This window comes from Pseudomonas sp. NFACC37-1 (genome assembly GCF_900101575.1).
In the GTDB taxonomy this organism is placed as follows: Bacteria; Pseudomonadota; Gammaproteobacteria; order Pseudomonadales; family Pseudomonadaceae; genus Aquipseudomonas; species Aquipseudomonas fluorescens_AA.
In genome coordinates, this window is the sequence record NZ_FMUZ01000002.1 from 291,755 (window position 1) to 306,980 (window position 15,226).

At 63.0% G+C, this 15,226-nt stretch carries 12 protein-coding genes; 7 read left to right on the forward strand and 5 right to left on the reverse strand.

Annotation, left to right across the window (positions count from 1 at the left end; genetic code table 11):
* Positions 1-182: 182 nt before the first annotated feature.
* Both BLP82_RS03500 and BLP82_RS03505 read right to left on the reverse strand, forming a co-directional pair.
* Positions 183-902: a FadR/GntR family transcriptional regulator gene (locus BLP82_RS03500; protein WP_060741988.1), complete on the reverse strand. Its 720-nt coding sequence runs from the start codon at positions 900-902 to the stop codon at positions 183-185.
* A 203-nt stretch (positions 903-1,105) separates the two neighbouring features.
* The gene (locus BLP82_RS03505) at positions 1,106-2,842 is read right to left on the reverse strand and encodes an IlvD/Edd family dehydratase (RefSeq protein WP_092165380.1); all 1,737 of its coding nucleotides are present in this window, start codon (positions 2,840-2,842) and stop codon (positions 1,106-1,108) included.
* A gap of 193 nt (positions 2,843-3,035) precedes the next feature.
* On the opposite strand from BLP82_RS03505, the gene BLP82_RS03510 reads away from it, so the two are divergent.
* From BLP82_RS03510 to BLP82_RS31505, 7 genes are all read left to right on the forward strand, one after another.
* Complete coding sequence (locus BLP82_RS03510; RefSeq protein ID WP_092165381.1) at positions 3,036-4,358, forward strand: MFS transporter; 1,323 nt, start codon at positions 3,036-3,038, stop codon at positions 4,356-4,358.
* A gap of 97 nt (positions 4,359-4,455) precedes the next feature.
* Positions 4,456-5,448: an AraD1 family protein gene (gene araD1 / locus BLP82_RS03515; protein ID WP_092165383.1), complete on the forward strand. Its 993-nt coding sequence runs from the start codon at positions 4,456-4,458 to the stop codon at positions 5,446-5,448.
* Positions 5,449-5,460: 12 nt separating this feature from the next.
* A complete protein-coding gene (locus BLP82_RS03520) occupies positions 5,461-7,041 on the forward strand; it encodes an aldehyde dehydrogenase (NADP(+)) (RefSeq protein WP_092165385.1) in 1,581 nt (526 codons plus the stop codon).
* A 234-nt stretch (positions 7,042-7,275) separates the two neighbouring features.
* Complete coding sequence (locus BLP82_RS03525; RefSeq protein ID WP_170842262.1) at positions 7,276-7,572, forward strand: DUF5629 family protein; 297 nt, start codon at positions 7,276-7,278, stop codon at positions 7,570-7,572.
* A complete protein-coding gene (locus BLP82_RS03530; protein ID WP_092165389.1) occupies positions 7,559-8,734 on the forward strand; it encodes a lactonase family protein in 1,176 nt (391 codons plus the stop codon). Before BLP82_RS03525 ends, BLP82_RS03530 begins: the two co-directional genes overlap by 14 nt.
* Before the next feature lie 156 nt (positions 8,735-8,890).
* Entirely contained in the window at positions 8,891-9,070 is a 180-nt protein-coding gene (locus BLP82_RS03535) for a hypothetical protein (protein WP_092165391.1), read from the forward strand.
* 174 nt (positions 9,071-9,244) lie between these two features.
* The gene (locus tag BLP82_RS31505) at positions 9,245-9,370 is read left to right on the forward strand and encodes a hypothetical protein (RefSeq protein WP_256573475.1); all 126 of its coding nucleotides are present in this window, start codon (positions 9,245-9,247) and stop codon (positions 9,368-9,370) included.
* 172 nt (positions 9,371-9,542) lie between these two features.
* Here the strand turns inward: BLP82_RS31505 and BLP82_RS03540 are convergent, their stop codons facing one another.
* The 3 genes from BLP82_RS03540 to BLP82_RS03550 are packed head-to-tail and all read right to left on the reverse strand — an operon-like array spanning position 9,543 to position 15,024.
* On the reverse strand, positions 9,543-10,145 hold the full coding sequence (locus tag BLP82_RS03540; RefSeq protein WP_092165393.1) for a glutathione S-transferase: 603 nt from the start codon (positions 10,143-10,145) through the stop codon (positions 9,543-9,545).
* On the reverse strand, positions 10,142-13,783 hold the full coding sequence (locus tag BLP82_RS03545) for an AAA family ATPase (protein ID WP_092165395.1): 3,642 nt from the start codon (positions 13,781-13,783) through the stop codon (positions 10,142-10,144). The genes BLP82_RS03540 and BLP82_RS03545 overlap by 4 nt, the downstream gene beginning before the upstream one ends.
* Positions 13,780-15,024, reverse strand: coding sequence for an exonuclease SbcCD subunit D C-terminal domain-containing protein (locus BLP82_RS03550; RefSeq protein WP_092165397.1), 1,245 nt, complete (start codon positions 15,022-15,024; stop codon positions 13,780-13,782). The genes BLP82_RS03545 and BLP82_RS03550 overlap by 4 nt, the downstream gene beginning before the upstream one ends.
* Between the last annotated feature and the right edge of the window lie 202 nt (positions 15,025-15,226).

Consider the following 15,226-nt stretch of genomic DNA (forward strand, 5'->3'; position numbering starts at 1 on the left):
GGTGCGGGTGGTACATAAATACCACCCGCTGAGAATAATGCTGGTCAGTCAGTCAAGCCAAGCCTCGTAGGAGCAAAGCTGCTCAGTCAAGCCACGACCCTGTGGGAGCAAAGCTTGCTCGCGATGGGGCGCACTCCAGTCCACTGTCGCGAGCAAGCTTTGCTCCCACAAGTCGGACCTTATCAGGCGGGGTCGTTGCCCAGCACGACGTTCAGCGCGCTACGGGCATCGTCCAGTTGCACCAGGGTGGCGTGGCGGGCACCGAGGGCATCGCGGTTCTCGATGGCGGTGAGGATCGCCTTGTGCCGTGGCATCGCCAGCTCATGCAGGTTGGGCCGCTGGTTGGAGTGCTTGAGGGCTTCGGCGATGGCCACCGACAACATGTTGCACAGGTTGGCGAGCAGGTCGTTGTGGGTGGCGTCGGCGATGCGGCTGTGGAAGTCCAGGTCCGGTTGCAGCACGGCCTCGGGGGTCGGGGCTGCTTCCATGCGTTGGTAGGCTTCGCGGATGGCGGCGATGTCGGCCTCGTCGGCGAACTGGGCGGCGAGGGCGGCGGCGGCCGGCTCGATGATGCTGCGCACGCTGGTCAGCAGGTTGAAGAATTCATTCTGCGGGCTGCTCTGCATCAGCCAATGCAGCACATCCGGGTCGAGCATGTGCCATTCCCGCCGGGCCTTGACCACCGTACCCACGCGCGGACGCGAATACACCAGGCCCTTGGCGACCAGCACCCGCGTGGCTTCGCGCAGCACCGGGCGGCTGACCGCATACTCTTCGCACAACAAGGCTTCGGCGGGCAGTTTATCGTCCGGTTTGAAGCGCCCGGAAACGATCTGCATGCCCAGTTCCTGGACGATGCGCGCATGCATGCTCTTGCGGTCGGAGGGTTTGCGGTAATCCATGGGGCGCGGCGCGATCCTGTGGGAGGGGAGTGTTGCGCATGATAGCAGGCGCGGCGATGGCGGGTCGCTAGTGCGATTCAATGCTGACGCCGACCTACTGTGGGAGCGAGCTTGCTCGCGATAGCGGTTGAACATTCAACATCTAAGTTGGCTGTCACACCGCCATCGCGAGCAAGCTCGCTCCCACAGGGGGATGGATGGCTTCAGTGGGAGTGGCGTGGTACTTCGGCGCCGCGGCAGCCCACCAGGAAGTCGAAGTCACAACCCTGGTCCGCTTGCAGCACATGGTCGATGTAAAGCTGGCGGTAGCCGCCCACCAGCAGTTGCTGCGGGGGAGCGATGTCGGCCAGGCGTGCGGCGAGTTCGGCGTCCGGGATGTCCAGGTGCAGGCGGCCGCTGGCACAGTCGAGCTCGATCCAGTCGCCTTCTTTCACCGCCGCCAGAGGTCCGCCGGCCGCTGCTTCCGGTGCCACGTGCAGCACCACGGTGCCGTAGGCGGTGCCGCTCATGCGCGCATCGGAAATCCGCACCATGTCCGTCACGCCCTGGGCCAGCAGCTTGGCGGGCAAGCCCATGTTGCCCACTTCGGCCATGCCCGGATAACCCTTGGGCCCGCAGTTCTTCATCACCAGGATCGAGCTGGCGTCCACATCCAGTTCCGGATCGTTGATCCGGGCCTTGTACTCGTCGAAGTTCTCGAACACCACGGCGCGACCGCGATGCTGCATCAGTTCGGCGGTGGCGGCGGACGGCTTGAGCACCGCTCCCAATGGCGCCAGGTTGCCGCGCAGCACGCAGATACCGCCATCGGCGCGGATCGGGTTGTCCAGGGTGCGGATGACTTCATCCTGGCCGTAGATCGGTGCGTCCTTGGTGTTCTCGCCGATGCTCTTGCCGTTGACGGTCAGGGCATTCGGGTTGGGGATCAGGTTGGCTTCGCCGAGACGCCGCAGTACTGCGGGCAGGCCGCCGGCATAGTAGAACTCTTCCATCAGGAAGCGCCCGGACGGCTGCAGGTCGACGATGGTCGGCATGCCGCGACCGATGCGGGTCCAGTCGTCCAGGTCCAGCTGCACGCCGATGCGCCCGGCAATGGCCTTGAGGTGGATCACCGCATTGGTGGAGCCGCCAATGGCCGCGTTGACCCGGATGGCGTTTTCGAAGGCTTCCTTGGTCAGGATCTTCGACAGCTTGAGGTCTTCACGGACCATTTCCACGGCGCGCATGCCGGACATATGGGCCAGCACATAACGCCGTGCATCCACGGCCGGAATCGCCGCGTTGTGGGGCAGGGAGGTGCCGAGGGCTTCGGCCATGCAGGCCATGGTCGAGGCCGTGCCCATGGTGTTGCAGGTACCGGCCGAACGGGACATGCCGCCCTCGGCCGCGAGGAAATCGTCAATGGTGATGGTGCCGGCCTTGACCTGCTCGCTCAATTGCCAGACCACGGTGCCGGAGCCAATGTCCTGGCCTTTGTGCTTGCCGTTGAGCATCGGCCCGCCGGTGACGACGATGGCCGGGACGTCGCAACTGGCGGCGCCCATCAGCAACGCAGGGGTGGTCTTGTCGCAACCGGTGAGCAGCACGACGCCGTCAATCGGGTTGCCGCGAATCGCTTCTTCCACGTCCATGCTCGCCAGGTTGCGGGTCAGCATGGCGGTGGGGCGCAGGTTCGATTCGCCGTTGGAGAACACCGGGAATTCCACCGGGAAGCCCCCGGCTTCGATCACGCCGCGCTTGACGTGCTCGGCGATCTGCCGGAAGTGCGCGTTGCACGGCGTCAGCTCCGACCAGGTGTTGCAGATGCCGATGATCGGCTTGCCGTGGAACTGATGGTCGGCGATGCCCTGATTTTTCATCCAGCTGCGGTACATGAAGCCGTTTTTGTCGGCGGTGCCAAACCATTGGGCCGAGCGCAGGGAGGGTTTCTTATCAGACATGATCGATTCTCTTATTGTATGACTATATTGTTCGAGCTTGAGCGTAACATAAGCGCAAATTGCGCGCTTTGGAAGTGTTGTTGGGTAAATAGTATTACTATATAGTCCGATTCAACGGAGGGGTTGTCCTGGCGGTCATTCGCGAGAGAAATCCCCCGAGGTTCCATAACAACAACAATCGGAGACCGGTCCCATGAGCCAGGAATTGCGGCTTATTCGTCGCATTACGCTGAAACTGATTCCCTTCCTGATCCTGCTGTACCTGATCGCCTACGTGGACCGCTCCGCGGTGGGCTTCGCCAAGCTGCACATGGGCGCCGACATCGGTATTGGCGACGCCGCCTACGGCCTGGGTGCCGGGCTGTTTTTCATTGGTTACTTCTTGCTGGAGATTCCCAGCAACCTGATGCTGGAGCGCTTCGGTGCCCGGCGCTGGTTTGCCCGGATCATGATCACCTGGGGCGCCATCACCATCGGCATGGCGTTCGTGCAGGGCCCGCATAGCTTCTATGTGATGCGCTTTCTGCTGGGTGCGGCCGAAGCCGGGTTCTTCCCGGGCGTGCTGTACTACATCACCCAGTGGTTCCCGGTGCGCCATCGCGGCAAGATCCTGGGCCTGTTCATTCTGTCCCAACCTATCGCAATGATGATCACCGGCCCCGTGTCCGGCGGCTTGCTGGGGATGGACGGGATCCTCGGCCTGCACGGCTGGCAGTGGCTGTTCATCGTCATCGGCCTGCCGGCGGTGCTGTTGACCTGGCCGGTGCTGCGTTACCTGCCGGATGGTCCGCAACAAGTGAAATGGATGGACCAGGCCGAGAAGGACTGGCTGACTGGTGAGCTGAAAAAAGACCTGCAGGAATACGGCCAGACCCGCCACGGCAATCCGCTGCATGCCCTGAAGGACAAGCGCGTCCTGTTGCTGGCGCTGTTCTACCTGCCGGTGACCCTGAGCATCTACGGTCTGGGTCTGTGGCTGCCGACGCTGATCAAGCAGTTCGGGGGCAGTGACCTGGTGACTGGTTTCGTCTCGTCGGTGCCGTACATCTTCGGCATCGTCGGCCTGCTGATCATTCCCCGCAGCTCCGATCGCTTGAATGATCGTTACGGTCATCTGGCCGTGCTCTATGTATTGGGCGCCATCGGTTTGTTCCTCAGCGCCTGGTTGTCGGTGCCGATGTTGCAACTGGCGGCGCTGTGCCTGGTGGCCTTCGCGCTGTTTTCCTGCACGGCGGTGTTCTGGACCTTGCCAGGGCGTTTCTTTGCCGGCGCCAGTGCGGCGGCGGGTATTGCGCTGATCAACTCGGTGGGCAACCTGGGCGGTTACATCGGGCCGTTCGTGATCGGTGCGCTGAAGGAGTACACCGGCAACCTGGCTTCGGGGCTGTACTTCCTGTCCGGTGTGATGGTGTTCGGCCTGGTGTTGACCGGCGTGGTGTATCGCCTGCTGGAGCGCAAGCATGTGCTGCCGGCGGATCAGTTCGCCGCCAGCGCCCGTGGGGCGACGCGTACCTGAGGCTACTGTGGGAGCGAGCTTTTGTGGCGAGGGGATTTATCCCCTCGCCACAAAAGCCTGCTACGCCTATTCAAGTTTTGCTTACAAGGAGAAAGATATGCGTTTAGTTCAGTTCGAATTGAGTAACGGCGAACGCCGCGTCGGTGTGGTCGAGGGCGATCAGGTGCGCGAAGTGCAGGGCGCCGGCACCGTGCGCGAGCTGGCGCTGGCGGCCATCGAGGCAGGTGTGAAGCTGGAGCAGCAGGTCGGCAGCCTGGGCCTGGGGGCGAGTCATGACTACGCCCGGTTGCTCGGTGATTTGCGTATCCTGCCACCGCTGGACCACCCGGACCCGGCGCACCTGTTGGTCAGCGGTACCGGCTTGACCCACCTGGGCAGCGCCTCGGCCCGGGACAAGATGCACCAGCAGGCCGGTGACGAAGCGGCCATGACCGACACCATGCGCATCTTCAAGTGGGGCGTGGAGGGCGGTAAACCCCAGGCCGGGCAGGCCGGCGTGCAACCGGAATGGTTCTACAAGGGCGACGGCAGCATCGTGGTCCGCCCGGGCCATCCGTTCCCGCTGCCACCCTTCGCCGAAGACGCCGGCGAAGAGCCGGAAATCAGCGGCCTGTATGTCATCGGCCACGACGGCAAGCCCTATCGCCTGGGCTTCGCCGTGGGCAACGAGTTTTCCGACCACGTGATGGAGCGCAAGAATTACCTGTACCTGGCCCACTCGAAATTGCGCAGTTGCAGTTTTGGCCCGGAACTTCGCGTCGGTGAACTGCCTCAACATCTGTCCGGGACCAGTCGTATCCTGCGCAATGGCGAAGTGCTGTGGCAGAACGAGTTCCTCAGCGGCGAGGCGAACATGTGCCACAGCCTCGAGAACCTGGAGTTCCACCACTTCAAGTACAGTCAGTTCCTGCGCCCGGGGGATGTGCACGTTCACTTCTTCGGTACCGCGACCCTGTCGTTCGCCGACGGCATCCGCACCCAGCCAGGGGATGTGTTCGAAATCAGCCAGGCTGAATTCGGCGCGCCGCTGGTCAACGGCATTGCCCCGGTAGACGCGGTGTTCAACCCGGGTACTATCGGCACACTTTAAAGGAGACTTGCGATGAACCAGATCCTTGGCCACAACTACATCGGCGGGGCGCGCAGCGCGGCCGGCCAGACCCGCCTGCAAAGCGTCGACGCCAGCACTGGCGAGGCCTTGCCCCATGATTTCATCCAGGCCACGGCCGAAGAAGTCGATGCGGCCGCCAAGGCTGCGGCTGCGGCTTATCCGGCCTACCGGAGCCTGAGCGCGGTGCGCCGGGCCGAGTTCCTCGAGGCCATTGCCGATGAACTGGACGCCTTGGGCGATGAATTCGTGGCCGTGGTCTGCCGTGAAACCGCGCTGCCGGCGGCGCGGATCCAGGGCGAGCGCGGTCGCACCAGCGGCCAGATGCGCCTGTTCGCCAAGGTCTTGCGTCGAGGCGATTTCTACGGTGCGCGCATCGACCGCGCCTTGCCGGAACGCACGCCGTTACCGCGTCCGGACCTGCGGCAGTACCGCATCGGCCTGGGGCCGGTGGCGGTGTTCGGCGCCAGTAACTTCCCCCTGGCATTCTCCACCGCCGGTGGCGACACGGCGTCGGCCCTGGCCGCCGGTTGCCCAGTGGTGTTCAAGGCCCACAGCGGCCACATGGCGACCGCCGAGCACGTGGCCGATGCGATCATTCGCGCGGCGGAAAAAACCGCGATGCCGGCTGGCGTGTTCAACATGATCTACGGCGGTGGTGTCGGCGAATGGCTGGTCAAGCATCCGGCGATCCAGGCCGTGGGTTTCACCGGTTCTCTCAAGGGCGGGCGTGCCCTGTGCGACATGGCGGCCGCACGGCCGCAGCCGATTCCGGTGTTCGCCGAAATGTCGAGCATCAACCCGGTGATCGTGTTGCCGCAAGCCCTGGAAACCCGCGCCGAGAGCGTCGCTCGCGACTTGACCGCCTCGGTGGTGCAGGGCTGCGGTCAGTTCTGTACCAATCCGGGCCTGGTGATCGGCATTCGTTCGCCGCAGTTCACTGCCTTCACTCAGCAAGTGGCCGCGCTGATCGGCGACCAGGCGCCCCAGACCATGCTCAACGCCGGCACGCTGCAAAGCTACGGCAAGGGCCTGCAGAAATTGCTCGCTCACCCGGGCATCGAGCACCTGGCCGGGCGCGAGCAGCAGGGCAACCAGGCCCAGCCGCAGCTGTTCAAGGCTGATGCCAGCCTGCTGATCAACGGTGACGAGGCGCTGCAAGAAGAGGTGTTCGGCCCGACCACGGTGTTTGTCGAAGTGGCGGACCAGGTGCAACTGACCGCCGCGCTGAACGGCCTGCACGGCCAACTGACCGCGACGATGATTGGCGAGCCGGCGGATTTCGAACGGTTCAGCGAATTGACACCGCTCCTGGAACAGAAGGTCGGCCGCATCCTGCTCAACGGTTATCCGACCGGGGTCGAGGTGTGTGATTCGATGGTCCACGGCGGGCCTTACCCGGCGACGTCCGATGCCCGGGGTACCTCGGTGGGCACATTGGCGATCGATCGCTTCCTGCGCCCGGTGTGCTTCCAGAACTATCCCGACAGCCTGCTGCCGGAACCGCTGAAAAACGCCAACCCGCTGGGGATCCTGCGGTTGGTGGATGGGGTGCCGGGGCGCGAGGCGCTCTGATCGCGGAGGGGCAGTTGCATTGAGGTTTGATGGACTGCCGCCATCGCGAGCAAGCTCGCTCCCACACTGGATTTTTTGTGAACACAAGATCTGTATTCACTGAAATCCTAATTGTGGGAGCGAGCTTGCTCGCGATGGCGATCGCCCGGTCAACATCGCTTCTGAAGTGATGGCCCAAGGTCCACTCGCCCATTGGGTTATCATGGCTACTTTCCCAAAGACCGACTGATCACCATGACTGCCGTAACCGACCCCCTGCTGCTTGCCCTCGACTCCTGCGACATGCTGATTATCGACGGGCTGCACGCATTCAATTTTGAGCTCGACGAGCAGGACCAACTGCACGTCGAGTGCATGAACGGCCGTACCCTCGAGCGCTGGCGTTTCACGCTGGCGCAAATGCAGGCCGCAACGTTCGACAAGGCTTCGAATCACTGGATCATCACCAGTGATTCCGGTGACCACCGTCTGGAATGCGTGGACGCCACCAGCGGCCACGACGATGAGGACGACGAAGATGAAAATGCGTAGTCTCTGGCCGCTGTTGATGGCCAGCAGCCTGGGCGCCATGGGCGTCCAGGCGGACACCGAAGAGCGTCATCAACTGCTGGTGGGGTCCTACACCGCCGGCCAGAGCCAGGGTATCTACCGGTTGCAGTTCGACAGCCGTACCGGCCAGATCGACGCCAATCCCTTGCAAGTGATCAAGACGGACAACCCGTCGTGGCTGACCCTTTCCAAGGACATGACCCGGCTGTTCGTGGTCAATGAAAACGGGCCGGGCCAGAAAGACCCGGTGGGCAAGGTCAGCAGCTACGCCATTGACCCGAAGACCCATGAACTGAGCCTGATCAATCAAGTGCAGTCCCTGGGCAACGAGCCGACCCATTCCAGCCTCAGCGGCGATGGCCGGCATCTGCTGGTCAGCAACTATTCGGTCGTGGAAGACCCGGGCGGCACCCTGGCGGTATTGCCGGTGGGCGCCGACGGCAAGCTGTCGCCGGTGGTGCAGTTGAGCAGCCATCAACCGAGCCGGGTCAATCCCGAGCGGCAGATGTCGGCCCACGTGCACTCGGCGGTCTCGTCGCCCGATGGCAAGTACGTGTTCGCCAACGACCTGGGGGCGGACAAGGTGTTCATCTACCGCTACGACCCCAAGGCCAATCCCGAGCTGCCGCTGACTGCCGCCGAGCCGGCCTTCGTGCAATTGCCACCCGGCAGCGGACCGCGTCACCTGCTGTTCAGCGCTGACGGCAAGCACGCCTGGCTGACCATGGAAATGACCGCGCAAGTGGCGGTGTTCGATTACCAGGACGGCCGCCTGACCCAGCGCCAACTGGTCGACCTGGCCGCCGGCAAACCCCAGCCGGGCAGGGCGGCGGCTGCGCTGCATGCTTCCAGGGACGGCAAGTTCCTCTACGTCAGTAACCGTGGCACCACCAATGAAGTGCTGGTGTTCGCCATTGACCCGGCTGCGGGCACGCTCAAAGAGCTGCAGCGGCGCTCGGTCGAAGGCGATCATCCGCGGGAGTTCAGCCTCGACCCGAGCGGGAAATTCCTGCTGATTGCCAATCAGAAGAGCAACCAGATCGTGGTGGTCGAGCGCGATCCGAAGACCGGCCTGCTGGGTAAAACCGTGCAGAAAATGCCGATGGATGCGCCGAGCGACTTGAAGTTCATGCTGCGTCAATAGACCGCAGGCCTTGTTTTTCAAGGCCTGCGCCGTTGTATCAACGAGACTGATATTCGCTAGTACTACAAAGCATTTCAAAGCGAGACGCCTCGGCGCGTAAGTTTGCTCCACGGCCCAACCGGGCAAGTCAGCCAACTGAATCCGAGGTCTACCGCCATGAATCTGAATCTTTTCTCCGTGATCGCCGCTTCCGCCATCTCTGCCACCGTGGCGCTGCCCGCCAGTGCCAATGTGGAGATCAGTGACAAGAAAAACCGTACCCAGAGCTACACCGAGAAATACCTGCAACAAAGCGCCAACTTCTATGCGGCGCTGGACCACAAGACCCAACACTGAAATCTCGCGCAACGCCTGAAGCCTGCGATCTTTTCATCTTCACTGAACACCGGGTGAAAGAGAAAAGATCGCAGGCTTCGCCGTTTCTGGAAAAATCCAGCTGTAATATCACTTGGCCATGTGTTTAAATTTGACGCTGACAAATTGACTCCTTTGCGGACAAGGATCGACACCATGGCAATGCGTCTGGCAGTGATGTTGCTGTTTCTCTACTCCACGCCGATTGTCTCGGCGGCCCAACCGGATACTGGTGAGTTGGAAGTGGCGCGTGAGCGATTGCTGAGTTTTCTGCACGATTGATAGGGGCAGGGGCTGGTTGCTTTTGTGGCGAGGGGATTTATCCCCGTTGGGCTGCGCAGCAGCCCCCTCAAAGGCAACCTGATCAACCTGACACAGCGAGTTGGTCGCTTTGGGGCTGCTGCGCAGCCCAGCGGGGATAAATCCCCTCGCCACAAGGGTTTTGTGCAGGGCGTTACTTGGCCATGATCGCCACAAACAGCTCGGACGCCAGGAACCTCTGCAACCAATCCTGTAGCCGGGGATAGGGCACCTGGGCAAACCAGTCGCGGTCGACGTGGGCGAATTGCCGTATGAAGGGCATCACTGCCACGTCTGCCAGGCTCTGGTGCTCAGCTGCCAGAAACGGTCGGGTTTCTAGCAGTACCTCCAGGCGGCGCAGAAAGTCTTCGCCCTGGCTGCGGTAATGCTCCTTCGGGTGCTCGGGGTAGCGCTCGGGGTACTTGTAGCGATTCAAGTGCAACTTGAACACCTGGTCGTTTTCCTCGATCAACGCCGCCGTCAATGCCTGGCCTTCGGGGTCGTCCAGTAGCCTCCAGTCTTGCGGGTCGTGCTGGGCCAAGGCCCAGTTCATGATCTCCAGGCTTTCATCGATCACCCGGCCATCGACCTGCAGCACCGGCACCGTGCCTTTGCTGGAGAGGGCGAGCATCTCGTCTGGCTTGGCTTTCAGGCTGACTTCGACAATCGCCATGTCGACCGCGCTGTAGCGCAAGGCCATGCGCGCCCGCATCGCGTAGGGGCAGCGGCGGAAGGAATAGAGCGTGGCGCGGCTCATTTCACTTCCACCGTGCTCAACCCGTTGCCCTGGCGTCGCACTTGGATCTGCACCGGGATCCGCTCGTGCATTTCCTGCACGTGGGAAATCACCGCGACCTTGCGGCCTTGGGCCTGCAAGCCGTCGAGGGCGTCCATCGCCAGTTGCAGCGATTCGGGATCGAGGCTGCCGAAGCCTTCGTCGATGAACAGCGATTCGATCTTCAATGTGCTGGACGCCATCGAGGCCAGGCCCAAGGCCAGGGCGAGGGAGACCAGGAAGGTTTCGCCGCCGGACAACGAATGCACCGAGCGCAGTTCATCCCCCATTTCCGTGTCCATCACCAGCAGACCGAGCATGCTGCCGCCACGCTTGAGCCGATAGCGGCGCACCAGTTGCCGCAGTTGGGCATTGGCGTGATGCACCAGCAAGTCGAGGTTGTAGGCCTGGGCCAGCTTGCGGAAGCGGTCGCCGGTAGCCGAACCGATCAGGGCATCGAGGCGTGCCCAGCGCTGGTATTCGGCGTAGGCCTGTTCGATTTGCTGGGCCAGGGCTTGGTTGGCGTTCTGCCGGCGCTGGTCCTCGGCCTGTTCGGCACGCAGTTCGGCACAACGCTGTTCGCTGACGGCGAATTGAGTTTGCAGTTCGGCGAGGGCTTCGGCGAGTCGCTCGGGCGCCAGGTTGCCGTTGTGCTGGGCCTGGTGGTTGTGCAGGCGCTGCTCGCGTTCGGTGAGCAATACGCTGGCCTGTTCGATGGCTTTTTCGCTGTTGAGCAAGCGCTGGCGCAACTGACCGAGGTGTTGCTCGTCCAGGCTGAGCAGCGCTTCGAGGGCAGCATCGTCCAGTTCAGGATGGCCGGTGCGCCACTGCGCGATACCTGTGGTCAACGCCTGAAGTTCGTGGTCCAGGGACTGCGCCTGTTCCTGGCGGGCCTTGAGTTCGGCGGCCAGTTGCACAAGGCTGTTGCGCACTTGCTGCAACTGCTGATTGGCCGTCGCCTCGGCCTCCCGGGTCTGTTCCAGGCGCTGGTCGAGTTGTTGTTGCCATTGTTCGGCGCTGAGGTGCTCGCCGAGCAGTTGCGCGAGTTTCTCCTGGCAGGCCAGCTGTTGCTCGCTCAGGGCGCTGAATTGCAGGCGGGCCGCTTCCAGTTGCTGGGCGCGGGTTTGCTGGCGGTCCTGCTCTTTCTCCAGGGTCTGCTGGCGCTGGCGTTGTTCGTCCAGTTCGTCGCGCTGCTGTTCCAGTTGTTCCAGGCGTTGGGCAATCTGTTGGTCGAGCTGCAGGAAGGTCGCGGCGGGCTCGTTGCGCAAGGCCTGCAAGGTGTCCGCCGGCAGCAGGGTGCTGAAGTGGTTCAGTTCCTCGTCCAGGCGCTGGCGGTCGCGGGCCAGTGCTTGTTGCTGGTTGCCTAGGTGGTGTGACGCCTGCTGGCTGGCCGTTTCGGCCTCGCGCAAGCGCTGGCCCATGCGTGCGGCGTCCTGCTGCAGGGTCAGCAGGGCGGCTTGGCGTTGTTCGTCCTGGCCGATGCGCAGGTGCAATTGGCTGTTCTGTTGGGTCAGCCAGGCGTCGCGCTTGCTCGCATCCTGGGCCAGCAGTTGCGCTGACAACGGGTGGGCTTCCAGGCTGGGGGCCAGGCTCTGTTGCTGGCTGGCAAGCTGTTCCTGTTGTTGCTTGAGTTCCTTGAGCTGGGCAATGACCCCGCTGTATTGCGCCCGCAGGTCGATGACTGTTTCATTGAGTCGCTCGACGGCTTTGCGGGCGTTGGCCTCTTCGGCTTCATCGAAGCGTCCGAGGTTTTCCAGCAGGGCTTCGGGCTGATGATAAGGATGCTCGACGCTGCCACACACCGGGCAGGGCTGCTCGTCCTGCAACTGTGCGCGCAGCTGTTCGACGCTTTCGCTGCGGGCCAGGCGCTGGCGCTCCAGCAGTTCGCGGGTCACGGTCAGGGTCTGTTCGGCGATGGTCAGCTCGGCCTTGGCTTCGCCGCCCTTACGCACCAGGCGGTCACGTTCCTGCAACGCCTGTTGTTGGCGTTGCTCGAGCTCGGCACCCCGTTTATCCAGCTCTTGCTGACTGGCCCACAGCCGGGTCAGGTCTTCGAAGGCACGCAGTTGCTTGCGGTTGTCTTGCAGCAGGGTGCCGAGCAATTGGATCTGTTCAGCCACGGCCTCCGGCTCGGCGCCGGCTTCCTTGTACAGCACCTCGAGGTCTTGTCGTCGGCTGGCCAGTTCCTCGGCGGCACGGGCGGCGCCTTGCTCCAGCATGGAGAGTTCGGCCTGGCCCTGGTTCAGGCGATTGCCGATCAGCATCAGTTGTTGGAGGCGATCGCGATAGGCGTTCCAGGCGTCGCTCAGCGGTGCCAGGTGTGTGCTTTGTTCAAGCTCGCCGGCGATTCGCTGCAAGCGCTCGGCCACTTGTTTTTGCTGTTCGAGCAAGGTGTCGATGGCGCGCTGGCCTTCGGTGCAGGCCTGTTGCGCCTGGTCCTGATGCTCGGCGGCCTGGCTGGCGTCCCTGACGAGGCGGGCGAGGGTGCTTTGTTCCTCGAAAGCCTGGCGCAATAACGGCGCGTTGTCGCTGCTTTGTTGCCGGGCCGCGGCCAATGCCAGTTGCGTGACGCCCAGGCCCTTTTCCAGTTCGGCTTGCTGTTGGTGCAGGTCGATTTGTTGCTGGGTGAGCTGCTGGATCTGCGCGGCCAAGGGGTCAAGTTGTCGGCTCAGCTCCGCCTGGCGGATGAACTGATGGCGCTGGGGCGCCAGTTGTTCCAGGCGGGTCAGTTTCAGGCGTTCGTCGGCCAGGACGTGCCAATCGGCCTGGGCCTGTTGCAGCTGTTCGGCGGCGCTGGCGTGTTCATCCTGCAATTGGCGCAGGTCACGCAGCCAGGTGTGTTGCTGCTCCAGTTGCTTGAGTTGCGCCTGTTGGGCCTTGAGTTGTTGCTGGGCGTCGTTGAAGCGCTGGTCGAGCTCGGCCCGGGCTTCGGGGGCCAGCGGGGTGACACCGGTGGCCTGGTCCTGCAGCTGTTTGTGGTTTTCCTTGGCTTGCTTGGCTTTGTCGAAGGCGCGGCGGCCGAGGCGGGTATACAGGGCGGTGTCGGTGAGTTTTTCCAGCAGTTCGCTGCGGTCGTTGTCGTCGGCCTTGAGGAACGCGCTGAACTCGCTCTGGGCCAGCAACACGGCACGGGTGAACTGCTCGAAGTTCAGCCCCAGGGCGGCTTCGAGCTGGGTCTTGTATTCGCCTTTCTGGCTCGCCAACAGTTGATCGTTGTCCAGGTCCCGCAGGCTCTGGCGGCTGGCTTGTAATTTGCCGCCGGCCTTTTCCCGGGCGCGATTGGCTTCCCAGCGGGCCCGGTAGCGGCGCCCGTCGATGCCGCGAAAATCCACTTCGGCAAAGCCATCGCCGGTGCCACGGCGCAGCAGCGTGCGCGGATCGCCCGTGGCAATCTCGCCATCGACGTCCGGCACCTTGGCATCGCGCCCGGTATTGTTGAGGCGCGGCACAGCGCCGAACAGCGCCAGGCACAAGGCGTCGAGCAGCGTGCTCTTGCCGGCGCCGGTTGGGCCGGTAATGGCGAACAGGCCGGCGCTGGCCAAGGGTTCTGCGGTGAAATCGATTTCAAACGGCCCGGCCAGGGACGCCAGGTTTTTCAGGCGGATCGCGAGGATCTTCATGGTTGCTCGCTCTCCATCTGCACGTCTTGCAACAGCACGGCAAAGTCCTTGAGGGTCTGTTCATCCACTTCGTTGCCATAGGTGTCCTGCCAGGCGCGGCTGAACAGTTCCTGCGGGCTGAGTTGATCCAGTTCCACCAGCGCGCTGCCGTCATCGGCACTGCCGGCGCCACCGTTGCCGGCGTACTCGGCGGCGATCCGTACCAGGCGCACGGCCTTGCCTTGCAGTGCGGTTTCGACCTGGTGGCGCAGGTCCGGCTGCGGTTCGTCGAGGCGCACCCGCACTTCCAGCCAGGGTTGGCGCTGGATGTCGGCCAGCAGGTCGATGTCGGGCAGCTCCTTGAGTTGCCCAAGGATATCGGCCAGGGGAGCCGGGCCCAGGCGTTGCAGGTTGACGGCCCGGGGAATCAGGCGCGGCTCGACCTTGACCAGGGTTTCGCCGTCCAGGGTGATGTCGAGAATCTGATGCTGGTAGCCAATTTCCGAGAATGACAGCGGGATCGGCGAGCCGCTGTAGCGGATGCGCTCTTCGCCGTTGACCTTCTGCGGTTTGTGCAAGTGGCCGAGGGCGACATAGCTGATGCTCGGGCCGAACAGGCTGGCGGGCAGGGCCTCGGCGTTGCCGATGATCAGGCTGCGCTCGGAGTCCTCGGACACCGAACCGCCGGCCATGTGCGCATGACTGATGGCAATCAGCGCCTGGCCTTTCTTGCGCTTGCTGTTGGCCGCGGCGATCAGCCACTCATGCACCTGGCCGATACCCCGCAGGTAGTCGTCGCCCAGTTGCGCGCCGGTGACTTCGGCGGGACGCAGGAACGGCAGGGCCAGGCACCACGCCTTGACCTTGCCCTTGGCATCGGGCAATGGCAACAACAGGCGTTCGACGTCCAGTTGGCCGTCGTCCAGCCACAGCACCCGGCCCAAGGCGTGGGTGCGCAAGCGGCGCATCAGCGGTGCAGGTAGCTCGATTCGCGAGCCGGAGTCATGGTTGCCGGCGATCATCACGATGGTCAGGTTGGCGTTTTGCTCATGGGCGCTGACGATGAAGTCGTAGAGCCGCTCCTGGGCTTTGACCGGCGGGTTGACGGTGTCGAAGATGTCGCCGGCGATCAGCAGCACGTCGGGTTTTTCGTGGGTCAGCTGACGCAGCAGCCAGTCGAGGAAACAGGCGTGTTCGAAATCCCGTTCCTGACCGTGCAGGTTTTGCCCCAGGTGCCAGTCGGAGGTGTGAAACAGACGCAAGGCAAACTCCAGAAAACAGATGGTGGCCGCGATGAAGAGAAGGGCGGCTAAAAGAAGGAGAGTTTACTGGGAAACGGGGGGGAGGACTTGTTCAACTTCGTTGGATGTACCGATCAAGTCTGGAGTCAACTCTGTGGCGAGGGGATTTATCCCCGATAGGCTGCGAAGCAGCCTTGGAATCCTACCTCTCCATTTGTCTGTT

What these genes read in the sequence shown, in the direction of transcription:
- BLP82_RS03500 (WP_060741988.1), bottom strand. Translation starts at nt 902, where the DNA reads ATGGATTACCGCAAACCCTCCGACCGCAAGAGCATGCATGCGCGCATC.
- BLP82_RS03505 (WP_092165380.1), bottom strand. Translation starts at nt 2,842, where the DNA reads ATGTCTGATAAGAAACCCTCCCTGCGCTCGGCCCAATGGTTTGGCACC.
- BLP82_RS03510 (WP_092165381.1), top strand. Translation starts at nt 3,036, where the DNA reads ATGAGCCAGGAATTGCGGCTTATTCGTCGCATTACGCTGAAACTGATT.
- araD1 (WP_092165383.1), top strand. Translation starts at nt 4,456, where the DNA reads ATGCGTTTAGTTCAGTTCGAATTGAGTAACGGCGAACGCCGCGTCGGT.
- BLP82_RS03520 (WP_092165385.1), top strand. Translation starts at nt 5,461, where the DNA reads ATGAACCAGATCCTTGGCCACAACTACATCGGCGGGGCGCGCAGCGCG.
- BLP82_RS03525 (WP_170842262.1), top strand. Translation starts at nt 7,276, where the DNA reads ATGACTGCCGTAACCGACCCCCTGCTGCTTGCCCTCGACTCCTGCGAC.
- BLP82_RS03530 (WP_092165389.1), top strand. Translation starts at nt 7,559, where the DNA reads ATGAAAATGCGTAGTCTCTGGCCGCTGTTGATGGCCAGCAGCCTGGGC.
- BLP82_RS03535 (WP_092165391.1), top strand. Translation starts at nt 8,891, where the DNA reads ATGAATCTGAATCTTTTCTCCGTGATCGCCGCTTCCGCCATCTCTGCC.
- BLP82_RS31505 (WP_256573475.1), top strand. Translation starts at nt 9,245, where the DNA reads ATGGCAATGCGTCTGGCAGTGATGTTGCTGTTTCTCTACTCCACGCCG.
- BLP82_RS03540 (WP_092165393.1), bottom strand. Translation starts at nt 10,145, where the DNA reads ATGAGCCGCGCCACGCTCTATTCCTTCCGCCGCTGCCCCTACGCGATG.
- BLP82_RS03545 (WP_092165395.1), bottom strand. Translation starts at nt 13,783, where the DNA reads ATGAAGATCCTCGCGATCCGCCTGAAAAACCTGGCGTCCCTGGCCGGG.